Source organism: Mesorhizobium sp. B2-2-4, from assembly GCF_006442375.1.
In the GTDB taxonomy this organism is placed as follows: domain Bacteria; phylum Pseudomonadota; class Alphaproteobacteria; order Rhizobiales; family Rhizobiaceae; genus Mesorhizobium.
On record NZ_VFWB01000004.1, the window covers coordinates 338,724 to 353,314 of the forward strand.

The 14,591-nt window shown below is 61.0% G+C and carries 11 protein-coding genes and 1 pseudogene; 5 read left to right on the plus strand and 7 right to left on the minus strand.

What is annotated here, in order from left to right:
* The first annotated feature begins 903 nt into the window (after positions 1 to 903).
* Positions 904 to 1,798, plus strand: a pseudogene (locus tag FJ959_RS12645) (restriction endonuclease).
* A gap of 29 nt (positions 1,799 to 1,827) precedes the next feature.
* Here FJ959_RS12645 and FJ959_RS12650 read toward each other — a convergent pair.
* Positions 1,828 to 4,191 (minus strand): hypothetical protein, encoded by a 2,364-nt coding sequence (locus FJ959_RS12650; RefSeq protein ID WP_140581751.1) that lies wholly within the window; start codon positions 4,189 to 4,191, stop codon positions 1,828 to 1,830.
* A gap of 139 nt (positions 4,192 to 4,330) precedes the next feature.
* Between FJ959_RS12650 and FJ959_RS12655 the strand changes: the two genes are divergently transcribed.
* Both FJ959_RS12655 and FJ959_RS12660 read left to right on the plus strand, forming a co-directional pair.
* Entirely contained in the window at positions 4,331 to 4,957 is a 627-nt protein-coding gene (locus FJ959_RS12655; protein WP_140630284.1) for an XRE family transcriptional regulator, read from the plus strand.
* Positions 4,958 to 5,467 carry an RES family NAD+ phosphorylase gene (locus FJ959_RS12660; RefSeq protein WP_318012529.1) on the plus strand — a complete coding sequence of 170 codons (510 nt, stop codon included), beginning with the start codon at positions 4,958 to 4,960 and terminating at the stop codon, positions 5,465 to 5,467.
* An 847-nt stretch (positions 5,468 to 6,314) separates the two neighbouring features.
* Here FJ959_RS12660 and FJ959_RS32220 read toward each other — a convergent pair.
* Entirely contained in the window at positions 6,315 to 6,665 is a 351-nt protein-coding gene (locus tag FJ959_RS32220; RefSeq protein WP_246678956.1) for a hypothetical protein, read from the minus strand.
* Between the two features lie 202 nt (positions 6,666 to 6,867).
* Positions 6,868 to 7,875 (minus strand): LysR family transcriptional regulator, encoded by a 1,008-nt coding sequence (locus FJ959_RS12670; RefSeq protein WP_140523218.1) that lies wholly within the window; start codon positions 7,873 to 7,875, stop codon positions 6,868 to 6,870.
* 122 nt (positions 7,876 to 7,997) lie between these two features.
* On the opposite strand from FJ959_RS12670, the gene FJ959_RS12675 reads away from it, so the two are divergent.
* Both FJ959_RS12675 and FJ959_RS12680 read left to right on the plus strand, forming a co-directional pair.
* On the plus strand, positions 7,998 to 8,696 hold the full coding sequence (locus FJ959_RS12675) for an HAD-IA family hydrolase (protein ID WP_140523221.1): 699 nt from the start codon (positions 7,998 to 8,000) through the stop codon (positions 8,694 to 8,696).
* 31 nt (positions 8,697 to 8,727) lie between these two features.
* The gene (locus FJ959_RS12680) at positions 8,728 to 10,023 is read left to right on the plus strand and encodes an FAD-binding oxidoreductase (RefSeq protein WP_140581759.1); all 1,296 of its coding nucleotides are present in this window, start codon (positions 8,728 to 8,730) and stop codon (positions 10,021 to 10,023) included.
* A gap of 20 nt (positions 10,024 to 10,043) precedes the next feature.
* On the opposite strand, the gene FJ959_RS12685 is transcribed toward FJ959_RS12680, so the two are convergent.
* From FJ959_RS12685 to FJ959_RS12700, 4 genes are all read right to left on the minus strand, one after another.
* The gene (locus tag FJ959_RS12685) at positions 10,044 to 12,086 is read right to left on the minus strand and encodes an NADH:flavin oxidoreductase (protein ID WP_140523226.1); all 2,043 of its coding nucleotides are present in this window, start codon (positions 12,084 to 12,086) and stop codon (positions 10,044 to 10,046) included.
* Positions 12,087 to 12,228: 142 nt separating this feature from the next.
* On the minus strand, positions 12,229 to 13,020 hold the full coding sequence (locus tag FJ959_RS12690; protein WP_281405127.1) for an amino acid ABC transporter ATP-binding protein: 792 nt from the start codon (positions 13,018 to 13,020) through the stop codon (positions 12,229 to 12,231).
* Complete coding sequence (locus tag FJ959_RS12695; RefSeq protein ID WP_140523229.1) at positions 13,004 to 13,843, minus strand: ABC transporter permease subunit; 840 nt, start codon at positions 13,841 to 13,843, stop codon at positions 13,004 to 13,006. The genes FJ959_RS12690 and FJ959_RS12695 overlap by 17 nt, the downstream gene beginning before the upstream one ends.
* Positions 13,840 to 14,586 (minus strand): amino acid ABC transporter permease, encoded by a 747-nt coding sequence (locus FJ959_RS12700; RefSeq protein WP_140499588.1) that lies wholly within the window; start codon positions 14,584 to 14,586, stop codon positions 13,840 to 13,842. Before FJ959_RS12700 ends, FJ959_RS12695 begins: the two co-directional genes overlap by 4 nt.
* Between the last annotated feature and the right edge of the window lie 5 nt (positions 14,587 to 14,591).

The following is a 14,591-nucleotide window of genomic DNA, read 5'->3' on the forward strand; positions in this document are numbered from 1 at the left end:
CTTTATGCGGGCTCTACCCCATCCAAGGAAGAACTAATGCGTCTCAACATTAGTTGTAACTAATGTAGATACACTTGGTTCCAAGGGGCATTTCGTGTCCTTATTCAGCTTTTAGTGGACATCAACTGTGGCCCATTCGCCACAATCTCCCGCGCCAGCTTGAATTTGCTGAACAGGTCATTGATTCTCAAGAAGATCTTACCATTATGCGCTTTGTGAGAATCTGGGGAGGCGATGATGATGCGGTGCGGCGTATTCATCTTTGTGGGGAGCGGCCGGTGGTGACGAGGGTCACGCGCCGTCTGCGCTCAGACACCGCGAACCTCTCAGTTCGATTAGTTTCCGACACCACACAGCTTCGAATAGGCAATGGCAGCCTTAATCCGGCAGGACAGGTGGGCTGCGGCTTGCTGGCGCCATGGCGGTAAAGAACACATGAGCACGCGGAACAATTCCATGCAGTCTCGTCCCCAAGCGCAAGAGCGCCAGGTAATCTTGGGCCAAGATCATCCGCGGCGAGCCGACGACCGTGTTCTGTCAGGATCCAGTCGTTGCTTTCTAGGTCGTTCCAAGCCCACTCGATATATCCTGCATTTGCCAGCCGTCGTAGAAAGGCGTCTGCTTCTACAGCAGGATATCTCAGACGTTCGATCGCCGTAGCGAGAGGCGATAGTGCGTCTCTTGATGCCTGACAAAGAGATCACGGACCGTTTTCAGATCGATACCGGCCACGAGGGGATGCTTGGACATTTTTGGAATGAAGCCTTCAGCGACGCTAGTTAGATATATCGACTCTCGCCACCGAGCATAATTCGCACTGATCAGCCGGGAAAGTCGTGCAATCACAGTGGGGAAACGAAGTAGGTGGTCGCGTCAAATCCCCCGGCACGATATGGCTATCTTATGGGACATGGGGTCTTCATTCACCGGTCGGATTCGATCTACGACGACAGTCCTGCGGAATGCTATCAGTTTCCCAGGCAGTATCTGGGTCGGGTGCAACAATGCGTCGGCGACTGGATTGTCTACTACGAGCCCCGAAAAATCCGTGACACACGAGCCTACTTCGCTGTTGCGAAGGTTCGTCAGGTCATCCCAGACCCCGGCACGCCTGGCATGTATCTCGCGTTGATCGAGCCGGGCAGCTATCTGGATTTTTCGGGTCCGGTGCCATTCCAGGATGGTGAGGCTATCGTCGAGAAGGGGCTGTTGAATGATGAGGGCCGGATACCGGGCCGTGCGCAATCAGCCGTGCGGCCACTGTCGAGCAAAGATTTCGAGCGCATTCTCGCGCTTGGCTTGGATGACAACGAGCCTCTCCTTCCGCGCGTCGACGAAGATTTGAACTCAGATGGATTCTCGGAAGCTCAGGTCCCCTTCATCCTCGAGCAGGACCGGGCCCGGGTGAACTACCTTGCGTCTCGCCTGGTTCGAGATCGGGTATTCCGCAAGATTGTGCTGCGAGCCTACGACGCTCGTTGTGCCGTCACCGGCCTGAAACTCATCAATGGCGGCGGACGGGCCGAGGTTGCAGCAGCGCATATTCGGCCCGTCGAGGCCAACGGACCGGATATCGTCAGCAACGGTCTGGCACTTTCGGGACAGCGCATTGTTCGACCGCGGCCTGATCAGCCTGCAAGACGATCTCGAGATCCTGATTTCCCGGCAGGCTAACGATGTCGACGGCATCAGAGCGATCATCAACAAGAGCGGCCGCGCACTGACTGCGGCCAGGACGAGTGAACGGCCGCACCCGCATTTCCTGGCCTGGCATCGCGAGCACTGTTTCAAGCATTGACCGAGTGCCTGGATGCCCCCGGGACCAGCCTACGCTGCCTCCCACACCTGGTTGAGAATTCGTGCGGCAAGCGCCGCCTTGTCCTGCGGAAGAAAGCGGCCATAGTGGTGCGCCACCATGTCAGGCGTATCCTGGATGGCATAGCTTGCCTGCTCGTAGGAGCCGGTCTGTTTCAGGATGTGAGTAGCCAGAACATCCCGGACATTGTGCGGGCCGTGAGGCAGAAGACCTGGAATCGCCCCTCGGCCGGTGTAAGGGTTAAATATGCCGTATCGCTGGATAGTCAGGCGCCACGCCTCATAGAATGTGTTCTGGTCGTATGAGGCATCCGCGCTCGTGGTCTTCACGGTCTTGATGAAGAAGGTGCCCGGGTCTTCCATTTCTCCCAGCAGGGCGCGCCGATGTCGATCGATATAGGCTTCGATATGATCGTAAAGGCCGCCAAGATTGGGCAGAACCAACCGGAATGGCTTGCTTCCGAAATAGGACGAGTGGGCATTCTTGAATGCGACCGACGGGATCAGCACCTCCCAGCCTTGATCGCGGTCGCTCCAGCGGAGCTCGCCACGCTTCATGTCGGCAAGCTGTCGCTCTGAACGGGACGGCTTCCCGCGCTCGCAGACCATCAGCTGGCGCAGATTTTTCTGCCGCAAGCCGAGATGCAGCCCGAAGCGTAGCATCAGGAATGAACGAGCTGCCTCCGCCGCAGGACGGCGGTAGAGGCGCTCATCGGGCATCAGTCGGAGAATTTCTTCGGTGATCTTCCGATACTCGCCAACCGGGCTTTCGGCTTCCAGCACCGGCATGATCGGCTCGAACGGATCACGATGGACGCGCGCGACGCGTTGGATTTCTTTCACCCGGGAGGAGGCGTGCTTGAAGTAGACATCGCAGGCGTCGTCCCAATCCGCGCGGGCACGATCGATATCCTTCTGCGACACCAATCCGTCGATCGGACGTAGTCGCGACGCCAGATGAGGATGCTGTCGCAGCCAGCCCGTTTCCTTGCGGGTAAGCGCCAGCGAAATCCTCAGCATGTCCACTTCCCACGCCGTGTAGAAGCCGCGGCGTTTCTCACGCCATTGAACATACCAATCCCAGACCGAGGGGAATACGAACAGCGCGAAGGTCAGGTGCTGCAGTGGCACGCCATAGCCGCGTACCGGGCCGCGCGGATGGGCAGCCAGAGCGCCGAACATCAATCCGAGATGTTCGATCTTTTGCGACGTTGTTTCCTCACCCCAGACACCGTTGCGCTGGAGGCCGAATGCGGTGAGCGTTGCGGTCTTGAAGCGGATCAGTTCCACCATTTCCATCGCAAGCGCTGGCGGTGCGTCGATGACACCGGACATCAGGTCGGGATCGGTGAAGGATGGACCGTCATGATCATGTTCTTCACGCTGATCTCGGCAGTCGTCATTTGCAAGGTCCGATTGGCCATAGGTGATGCCAGGAAAACGGATGGCATATCGCTGTTTCATTGCGGCGGCCTGGAACCGTCTGTAATCGGTCGAACCACGGATAATCACGCGTTGCACCCACTTGAGGATCTCTTCCTGTTCATCGCGTGAGCGTGCGTTGAAATCATCAGGCAAATGCCATGCGATCCGCCGCCGCTCCGCCGCGCCGATATCGTCAAGGATGTGTCCGGAAGCGGATCGTGTCTGATGGGGAAGCTTTGTCTTGAAGTAGCCAGCTGGAAGGCGGTAGCGGCGCTCGATGCGGGCAAGCACTTCCATGCTTGCCACGCTGCGCGGCGCCTTTGAGCCCTGCAGCCAGTGGCGGATTGTGGAGTCGTCGAAGTTCTCGTCATCGCGGACCACGGCGCGATGGAGGTGCCAGTAGCTGTCACCATGGCGACGCATGTGCAGTTCCAGCGCTTCCGGAAACGAAGCCGGATCAGACCACTCCTTGAACAGAGCTTCGGGGAATTCCTCGATCTCGCGTGGTTTGATGCCGGGCTTCTGCCGGGGTGTCGCGGTCTGTTTCTCCGGTCGATCGATCGACCTGTTGGGCCTTGCTGCAATCGGTTTTGCCGTCGGCTGCAGTGAGGAACGGCCGCGCGGGGTAGGGGACTCCGTTGCGGTGCCGCCGGAGATTTCGGCTGATCGCCTGGTCGGGCTTTTCGTATTGCGGGCGATCGCATCCAATGCGGGCACGATCGCAGTCTTGGCAGCCTGCAGCGCTTCTTTGCCGAGGCCGCATTGAAAGGCGATTTCGTCCCAATCGTAGCCGCGCGGACTTCGCGGCGGCATTCGGGAAAGACCGATCAGATTGAGGAGGAATGATTTGATCCGCGCGCTTTCCTGCGGAGGCAGGACCGGATCGACCCGGAGACGGCAGAAATCGGAAATCTTACGGGAAAGCAGCTTGTTATGTGAAATGTCAGTCATTCTATCGGCTGTGAGAGGGATTGTCCGTGTTGCGAGGGGTCGCGGACATAACCGATTCTGGCCATAGGTAGGCCGATTAAACGGCACAGCCGGTCGCGTCCATAATCGCGAGACCACATCGCATGCGAGAGCCGCCACTCTGAGCTTTACCGCGAAGCTGCCGGCACAGGCGGATTTCAAGAAAGTGCTGCTGGAACGTTACCAGGAGGCCGTCGCGCGCAGCCGCAAGGTGGGTCATCGTGTGTCGTTTCGGGTAGAGGTTGATCCAGCGGCTGACGCGCAAACGATCACGCCGGTTGAGGAGCAGCCCTTTGCTACAAGTGACATGTTTCCCATCGAGGAAGCGGGCAAGCCTGATGCCGAGTTGGAAGCTGCGCTCGCCAGTGCGCGCGAGCGCGGCCGGAAGCGTGTTGCCGAGATTGTCTCGGGGGAAGACATGCTCAGTGCTGATGCGTTTGCCAAGCTGCTCGGGACATCGCGGGTGACGGTCAACGCCAAGCGGCAAAGCGGACAGGTGCTAGGGATCGATGGCGCCAAGCGGGGTTTCCGTTTCCCTGTGTGGCAACTTGATAAGGACGGCCGTCCATTCGGGGCGCTGCCGATCCTCCATTCGACGTTGGGCAACAATTCCTGGGCGGTCTACCGCTTTCTCGTATCTCGGCACGGTGCGCTCGATGGTCGGACCGGACTTCAAGCCCTTCAGCGCGGAGATGATGTCTCGGTGTTAACTGCTGCAGAAGGCATCGCCAGCGGCGACTTCAACTGAATGCCGGGCCTATCACCTCCAACCGATTTCGCGCGCGCAACGCTCGAGATCGAAACAATAGCGCCGGGGCAAACATTCGGCAGAATCTACTGGAGGACCTTTCCCAATCCGCTGGGGTACGGCAAGTCGCCAAGCCGCTTCAGTGATCCTCGGCGCCGTATCGAGGCCAACCGGTTCGGTGTTCTCTATCTCGGAGACTCCTTGAAGGTATGCTTCATTGAGGCGGTGCTTCGAGATCGGCGCGAAGGGGTTCTCGACGACCTCCCGATAGACGAGGCGGAATTGACACAACGGCGCTATGCAGAGGTCAGGACAGTGGAAGACCTTCGTCTTGTTGACCTCAGAGGCGACAATGCGGTCAGGATGGGGGTGCCGAGTGACGTCGTCCGCGCACAGAACCACAATCTCGCTCGCCAATGGTCGGTAGCGTTTTACGAACATCCGTCCCGGCCTGACGGGATCATTTACCCTTCTCGACTCAACGGCGCGGACCAATCTCGCCATCTATGATCGAGCAGTGGGAAAGCTTCAGCCGGAACGCGTAGTGACGCTTATCGGTGCGCCGGGACTGGCTCGAGTTTTGGATGATTTTAGGGTTGCCTTGGCGTAACGGGGTTAATTGGTGAGCCTGCGGTTCAGTTCCGTTCAAGACCGCCGCCTTGATGTTCGCTTTTTGTGCTTCGAAAGTCGCATAAAAGGGCAGTGTGGTGTGATCTCCGGAATTATTTGGCATTTCATGGGGTTTAGCAGTCCGGAATTATGGGCCTGGGTACCCGCCCTATGCGATTAAAAACAAGAGGGTTTCGGGCCGAAGGTAAGGGTTCCCTATCCAAAAACCGAGTTTACCAATGGCCTCAATGACAGTTAATTCTGGGGTGGCATTAAGTAATTGGATTTGCGTGGAATTAGGCGCCCTTGTTGGTCAACCCGCTTACGTCGGCCAACGGATTGGTCAACCCCAAGACGCCAGGATTGGTACCCGAGGCAGCAGCCCTGTCGACCGAGGTTCAGCTCTATACTTCCCCACAATCGCTTGAGCCAGATGGCGTCAGTATCTCAGCGTTGGCACTTGCGCACGACGGCGACGTCCTGACTAATTCCGGACAGCTACAGATAATTCTGGACGGCACACTGGAATTGGTGCGATGGCGAAGTTAGCCTGCTCGCTGATCAGCCGTCTTTGCCTCGCTCCTCAACTTCTCAAGCCGTGACAGGCAGATCATTTCGATACGACCGGTCGGAGACTCGCTCTGCAAGCCACTGAAGCGCCTCGCGAGTGATCTCGAAGGTATCAAGTTAGCCAGAGCTATGCTGATCCGAAATATGTAGGCATTTTTCGGTCATGGGTGAGACTCGATCATGCGGATCGCGCCAATCCGATCCACGCTGCGCTGACGGTGCGCGGTGCCACGCCCTGGACGGAGCTCGACCGCGATGAAACGCGCGATCCCGATTCACGCCTGCGCCGCAGGAGCACGATGACCGTTGGCGTGTGGTCGTGCGTCGCACGCCAGAGGTCGACGATGATCACAGCTCGTCGGCGCATGAAATCTACGAGGCACGGCGCCTCGTCGAATTGCCGACAGTTCGTCTCGCCGTTGAGCGCATGGACGATGCCGGAATCCAGCGCCTGAGACGCCTGGTCGAGGCGCAGCGCGAGATGACGTATGATCCCGTCAAGTTTCAGATTTCCGACGCCGAATTCCACGACGCCATCTGTCGGGCCGGCGGCAATCCGCTTCTGGCCGATTTTCTGCACAAGATGTATTCGTTCGGCCTGGAATTCCGCCGCCGGGGCTTTTGGCGAAGGGCGCCGTGTCACTGAGCGTCCGCGATCACACCCTAATACTCGACGGCCTTGAAAAGCGCGATGCCGCCGCAGCCGTTGGAGCAATGGAGAAACACCCTTATCAGAATCCGCCGCAAGACGCTGGATGGGATGAACTCCTGATCGGATTACGGCCATTTTCCTGGCGCGATGGATCGGCACCAAGTTCAAGGCCAGGATACTGCGCGTCGACGCGCTTCATATCGGTGGTGAATTCGGTATCTATCCAATCGCAGATCTCGGAAACTACAGGAGTCTCCTGCTTGCGGGCGATGACCAGTTCGCAGGTCCGGCCGGTCTTCATGACCGGGCCTACCGGCACCAGGACACCGCGCGCCAGGTGATGCGACACGACGTTGAGCCAGCCGAGAGCGACGCCCTGCCCGAGCAGGGCGGCCTGGACCACGACTGTATAGTCCGAAAACTGCAGCCCGCCCGCCGTGCCATTTGCCGTGTTCTCCGAAAACAGGCCCGACCAGTCCGGTTCTGCCGTGCTGAGATTGATGATCCTGTCGAGCGCCGGCATGAACGTGCCGGTGGGCGCCTGTTTTTCCGGCAGGTGAGGAGCGCGGATCGGCACCAGCAATTCCGGCATCAGCTTGCGCGCGACGTGCCGGGCGTTGCTGCCATGATCGAAGCGCATCGCAATATCGACACCGTCCACGGCTCCGCCAAGCGGTCCGCTGATCAGCTGAAAGCGGATATCGACTTTCGGGAATCTCGACTGGAACAGCGCTAGCCTGGGCATGAACCAGTGCGTGGCGAAGGCAGACGACACCGAAAGAACCACTGTCCGCATTCCCGACTGCCTTGACTGCTGCACCCGCAGGACTGTTCGCTCGATTTCGTCGAAGCTGCCCGAAATTCCCGAAAAAAGCACGCTGCCCTGCTCCGTCAGGACGGCGCCGGAAGCGGTCCGGTGGAAAAGCGCGACGCCCAGATGGGCCTCCAGCCGCCCGATCGTGCGACTGACAGCCGGGCCGGTGACGCAAAGTTCCTGTGCGGCACGAGCAAAGGTCCCGCAGCGTACGGCCGCCTCGAAGGTCACGAGCGCATTGAGCGAAGGAAGCAGGTGTCGAAGGCGGGACATTACAAAATGTAAGCTCCCCGATCAGCATTTGTGGAATTGCGGCGACGCATCCTCTTCTGTTCATTGAACGCAAGCTTCCGCCGGTCGGAAGCCGGTTTCAGCGAGGAAGAGAGGCAGGTCTGATGTCCTTCAAGCAATTCAAAATTTTGACATTCGACGTCGTGGGGACGCTCATCGATTTCGAGAAAGGCATTCTCGACGCGTTCCGCTCGATCGGGGGAAAGGCTGCCGAGGGGCTGAGCGACGACGATCTCTTCGCCCCCTATCTTGAAGGGCGCGTCGATCATCCCGGCCGCTCCAGCCAGGTGATGGCGGACGTCTACCTCCATGTGGCCCATAAGCTCGGCCTGCCTGCGGACCAGCGCTCGGCCGACGCTTTCCAGATTGCCGTGCTGCGCTGGCCGGCATTCGAGGATTCCGCCGAGGCACTCAAGCGGCTGCGCCGGCATTTCCGCCTGGTCGCCATGACGAACGCCGACCGCGTTGCCTTCAGCGCCTACTCGCACACGCTGGGGACCCCTTTCCACGACGCCGTCACGATGGACGACGCCAGATGCGCCAAGCCTGACCCACGCTTCTTCTCGCATAATCTCGGGCGGCAATCCGCCTTCGGCTATCGCCAGGAGGACATGCTGCACGTTGCACAGAGCCAGTATCATGATATCGGCGTTGCCCGCTCGCTCGGTTACAAGGTCTGCTGGATCGAGCGGCGGATGCACCTGGAAGGCTATGGCGGCACACCGCATCCGGGCGAAGTGACGAAGCCGGATTTCCATTTCGCCACACTGCGCGACCTCGCCGACGCCGTCGAGCGGGAATAGCTCCGCCGGCGCCCAAGGGAGGACGATGCCGATGCAGGACCTGGCACATCCACGATCGCTGTGGCTGGAAACGGCCTCGCCGGCGCCGCCGCCGGTCGCGCTTGGAAACGCGGTCCAGGCCGATATCGCCATCATCGGCGGCGGATATACCGGCCTCAATGCCGCCTTGCGCGCCATCGAGCGCGGCCTGCATCCCGTCGTTCTGGAAGCGGTCGAAATCGGCTGGGGCGCTTCCGGCCGCAATGGCGGGGTCGTTTCCACCAAGTTTCGCGCCTCGCTAAGCGACATCGCGGCGCACCATGGGCTTGAAGCGGCGCGGCGCATGCACCGCATCGGCCATGATGCGATGGATCGCGTCGAACGGAATATCCAAGAACTGGGTATTGCCGACGCCGGCTTCATCCAGACCGGCAATTTGCGTTGCGCCCACAACGAACTTGCCCAGAAAAGGCTCGTGGCCGAAGCGGAGACGGCGCGGGGTATGTTCGGCGATGCCAGCCTGACCATACTCAACGCCAGCGCGGTGCGCGAGGAAACCGGTTCGGCCGATTTCGTCGGCGGCGTGCTTTCCACCCATGCTGGCATCGTTCATCCGCTGAACTATGCGCGGGGGCTTGCCGGCGCAGTGCGCACGCGGGGCGGCGAGATCTTCGAGAATTCGGTCGTGGTGGCACGCCGGAAGGACGGCGACCGCACCGTTTTGACGACGGCGCGGGGCCAGGTCGCAGCCAGGCATGTCTTGATCGCCACCAACGGCTATTCCGACATTACCGCCGCCACTGCGCCGGTGCGCGGAACGGTGATCCCCTTCCGCAGCGCCATGATCGCGACCGAGCCGCTTGGCGCCGACCTCAGGGCCACGCTGATGCGGCACTGCCGCAGCTACAGCGAGACGCGGCGCATGATGCGCTGGTTTCGACCCGCCGGCGACCGGATGCTGTTCGGCGGGCGCGGGGCCTTCGGGCGCGAAGATTCCGCCTCCGCCTTCCAGGCGCTCGAAAGGGCGCTGAAGGAGATGCTCCCCCAGCTTGCCGGCACCGCGATCACCCACCGATGGTCGGGGCTCGTGGCCATGACCATGGATAGCCTGCCGCAGATCGGCATGCTCGACGAGCGGACCGGTTTCGCGCTCGGCTACAACGGGGCCGGCATCGCCATGTCGGGCCTCATGGGCCGCCGCGCCGTCGACCTGATGCTGGGAGACAGGCCGGAACTCGGCCTGATGCAACGCAACGAGCCGCAATCCATCCCCTTCTATTTCCTGCGCGAGCCGGCGGTGCGCACAGTGGCGGGCTGGTATCAGTTTCTCGACCGCATCGGCCGCTGACACCGCCGGCGCGCGCACCGTCACAGCGCGCTGCATATGCGCAAGGCGTCCAGCACCGCGGCATGGATGTTGCGGCTCGAAACCGCGTCGCCGATACGGTGCAGTTCGAAGCCGCTTTCCCGCAGGCGCGGTTGCGGCGCCGCCTTAACCATGGCGTCGAGATCGGTGACGCCATCATTCGCCGAGTGGCTGCGCAGCGCAAAATAGGTTTCGTCCATGGGAATGCTGCCCTGCTCGACGATGACCTGGTCGACAAGGATACTCGTCACCTCCCGCGAGATTTCATTGACAAAGCTGGCTTCCAGCCGGTTGTCCTTGCGCTGAACCGCGAAGAGTCGGCTCTCGAAGACTGGCCTCACGCCAAGCTGCAGGAAGCGCTTCTTCCAGCGCAGCCGCTCGGCATAGGTCAGTTCCTCCGAAAGCTGCGCGTCGATCGAGACATAGGCGACCTCCGCACCTGCATCTCTGGCTTGTTCGGCGGAAAGCGGGCCTGGATGCCGTCCGGTTCCGTCGTAAATCAGCACTTCGCCATGCAGCGGCACCTGTCCGGTCAGGACGTCCCATGTGTTGAGACAGAGTTCCGCGCCCTCCTGCAGGTCGATCTGCGGCAGGCCGCCCGTGGCGAGGATGACGACATCCGGTTCAAGCGCGGCGATATCGGCGCTTTCCATATAGGCGTTGGTATGGACGGCAACGCCGAGACGCTGCAGTTCGGCTTCGCGCCACTCCACAATGCCCATGAGGTCGCGACGCCAGGAGCCGGTCGCGCCGATCCGGATCTGCCCGCCGAGATCGCCAGCCGCCTCGTAGAGCGAAACGGCATGGCCGCGCTCGGCGCTGATACGCGCCGCCTCCAGGCCGGCCGGTCCGCCGCCGACGACGACTACCTTGCGGGCAGGTCCGTCAGTCTTCTGGATGATGTGGCGCAGCGTCAGTTCGCGGCCCGTCGCGGCATTGTGCAGGCAGGAGGGGCGATACGGCGACTGGCAATGCGTGGCGCCAACGCAAGGGCGTATCTCGGCCTCGCGGCCGCCGGCGAGCTTCTCCACCAGATGGGGGTCGGCGATCTGGGCGCGCGTCATGCCCGCCATGTCCAGCCTGCCTTCCGCCACCGCGAAGCGAGCCGAAGCGACATCGGCAATGCGCGCGGCGTGAAAGACGGGCAACCCGACCTCGTGGCGGAAGGCGCCGACCGGTTCGATCCATGGAGCCAGCGGCGAGCCCATGCCGGGCATGTTCTCCTCCGCAAGCGCGCGTGTCGTATCCATCGTGCCGTAAATGGCATTGAAGAAGTCAACGCCTCCCCCCGCCTTGAGCATCAGGGCCGCCTTGACGCATTCCTCGAAGTTCAGGCCGCCATCGGGGCCTTCGTCGACGACAAAACGTATGCCGACGAGGAAATCATCCCCCACGGCCTTGCGGATCGCTTCGTGGACCATCAGGCCGAAACGCAGGCGGTTCTCAAGCGCGCCGCCGAAACGATCCGTGCGGCGATTGGTCAACGGCGACAGGAATTGGCCGATCAGGTGCCCGGCCGCCAGGGTCTCGATCCCGTCCAGACCGCCTTCCTTGCAGCGCAGGGCAGCCTGGGCGTAAGCCTTCACGACACGGTCTATGTCGTGCTCGTCCATCTCCTTGGGGATGCTGCGGTGGAGCGTCTCGCGCACTGGCGAGGGTCCGATCGTAGAAAGCCGGTCGCCGGCATAAGGATCGCCGCGGCGGCCCAGATGGGTGATTTGGCACATCAGCGCCGCACCGAGATCATGCATGCGCGCGCTGAAGCGCTGGAAGTGCGGGATGATCGCGTCGGTGCCGACATTGAGCTGCCGGAAGATGTTGGGGGAATCCAGGTCGACGTTGGACGAGCCGCCGAACATCGATAGCGCCAATCCGCCGCGCGCCTTCTCCTCGTGATAGCGCTGATAAGCTTCCTCGGGCATGCCGCCGACTTCCAGGCCACAGGCATGACTGGTGCTTATGATACGGTTGCGCAATGTCAGCTTCTTGATGGTCAGCGGCTGCAGCAGCGGATCCCTGGTAATGGTCTTGACCGGCCCGTTCATTTCATTCTCCTGCCGAATTCCGGCCGAGCACGATCGCTCGCGCAGACGGATCGGTCCGCGCGTCGCCGTTGCCGGCCTGTTGGTTCAATTTCCGAGGCCCAAGGGTCTTGGGCCTAAACTCCTAGTCCGAGGGCCTGCGGCCCTAAAGAACCTGACTCAGGAACTGCCTCGTCCTGGGATCCTTCGCCTTGGTGAAAAACTCGTCCGGTGGGCCGTGCTCCACGATCACGCCCCGGTCGGTGAAATAGATGTGGTCCGCCACCTCGCGGGCGAATCCCATCTCATGGGTGACGAGGATGCAGGTCATGCCCTCTGCCGCCAGTTCCCTGATCGTGAGCAGCACCTCCTTCACCGTCTCGGGATCTAGCGCCGCCGTGACTTCGTCGAACAGCATGATGTCGGGGCGCATGGCCAGGCTGCGCGCAATGGCGACGCGCTGCTGCTGGCCACCCGACAGTTCTCCCGGATAGGCGTTTTCCTTGCCCTGCAGGCGGACTTTGGCGATCAGCGCGCGGGCGCGCTCCTCGACTTCCCTCTTCGGCTCCTTCAGCACCAGGACCGGCGCCATCATGACGTTCTGCAGGGCCGTCTTGTGCGGGAAGAGATTATATTGCTGGAACACGATGCCGACTTTCTTGCGCAGCGCGAGAAGATCGAGCTTGGTGTCGTTCACCTCCTGCCCTTCGACCTTGATCGAGCCCTTCTGGACAGGACTGAGCCCGTTGATGCAGCGGATCAGCGTCGATTTACCCGAGCCGGACGGGCCGATGACGCAGATCACCTCGCCTTTGCGGACATCGAAGCTGATCCCCTTCAGCACCTCCAGGGCGCCGAAGGACTTGTGCACGTCGCGCAGCGATATGATCGGCATGTCCGGCGACCAGCCTGATTTCAGCTTTGCTTCGTCGGTATTCGATTTAACTTGCAACGACATATTTTCGCTCGAGCTTCCGCGTCCAGATTGCGATCGGATAGATGTAGGCGAAGAACAGGCACAAAAGAAAAAGATAGAACGGAATGAGGAATTCCGGCCGCGCGCCCGCCGCTTCCATGGCGGCCTGGGCATTGCCGACCGCCTCGTGCACACCGAGGATCGAGGCCATCGGCGTCGCCAGCGCCAGCAATGCGTACCAGTTCATCCATGGCGGAATGGCGCGCCTGACGCATTGCGGCAGGATGATCCAGCGCAAGGTCTGGCCACGCGTGAAGGCAAGGCTCTCCGCCGATTCCCACTGACCCTTCGGGATGGAGTTGATGGCGCCGCGCAGCACCTCGCTGATATTGGCCATCACCGGTAGCGAAAAGGCGAAGGTGGCCTTGATCCAGTCCGGTATCGCCACCGTTCCGGCGCCGGGCAGGCGCATCTCGAACGGCACCAGCAGCATGACCGTGAACAGGATCACCAGCCACGGCGAATTGCGGAACAGATGCGTCACGAACCATGCGGGCGTTCGCAACAGCTTCGAGCGGCTGACCCGCAGCAATCCCAGCCCGATCCCCAGAAGGGTTGCGACCGCCATGGCGATGAAGCTCATCAGGAGATTGAGAGCGAAACCCTTGAGAATGAAAGGCAGCCACAGGATCAGCGTGGCGATGGCCGACGGGGCCTGCTGCTGGGGGTCCGATTGGGCATAGGCGAAGGCAAGCGAGCCGAAGAAGGCGAGCACCAGCCACAGCCCGTGCCGCCAATGGATGCGCGAGCAGAAGCTTTCTTCTGCGAAGCGGCCCCTTTCGATACGGAAAGCCGCGCCGCTCATTGGCCGTATCCCGGCAGGGTCAGCCTGTGCTCGATGAAATGGAGCCCGGCGGCCAGGAGCGAGACGACGAGCACATAGAACAGGAACAGGAGCAACATCATCTCCGGCACGTTCACATTGTCCGACCACACCTGGTTCAGCGTATAGGTCATCTCCGGGACGGAAATGACGTAGGCGAGCGATGTCGTCTTGGCGAGACTGACGAGATTGTTGGTGAGGGCCGGCAGGCTGATGCGGAAGGCCAGCGGTAGGGTGACATACAGGTATATCTGCCACTTGCTCATGCACAGGCTCTCGGCTGCTTCCTTCGTCGATCCCGGCACCGCCTCCAAGCCGGCGCGGAAGATCTCGACATTGAAGGCGCCGCCGAAAATGCCGAGCGAGATGATCGCCCAGGCGAAGGACGAGATCAGCGGCTGGTAATAGCCGCCAACATCGACCTGCGGCGTGAAGGCGCCGAGAGCGAAATAGAAGAACAGGAGCTGGATCATCGGCGGCGTGTTGCGGAATGCCTGGATATAGGCATCCATCAGCACCCGCAGGACGGGAGACCGGGCGCTTTGCGCCCAGGCCCCCAAGACGCCGATCACCAGCGACACGACGATCGACCAGAAGATCAGCTGTAGCGATATGCTGATGCCGGACAGGAAGCGCCCATATTCATAGCTGTCGTAGAAGACGATGAAATTGAGGCCCGTGCGGTCGTAGAGATCCTGGAAGAAGGGCGCGATCAACTGGAACATTTTAG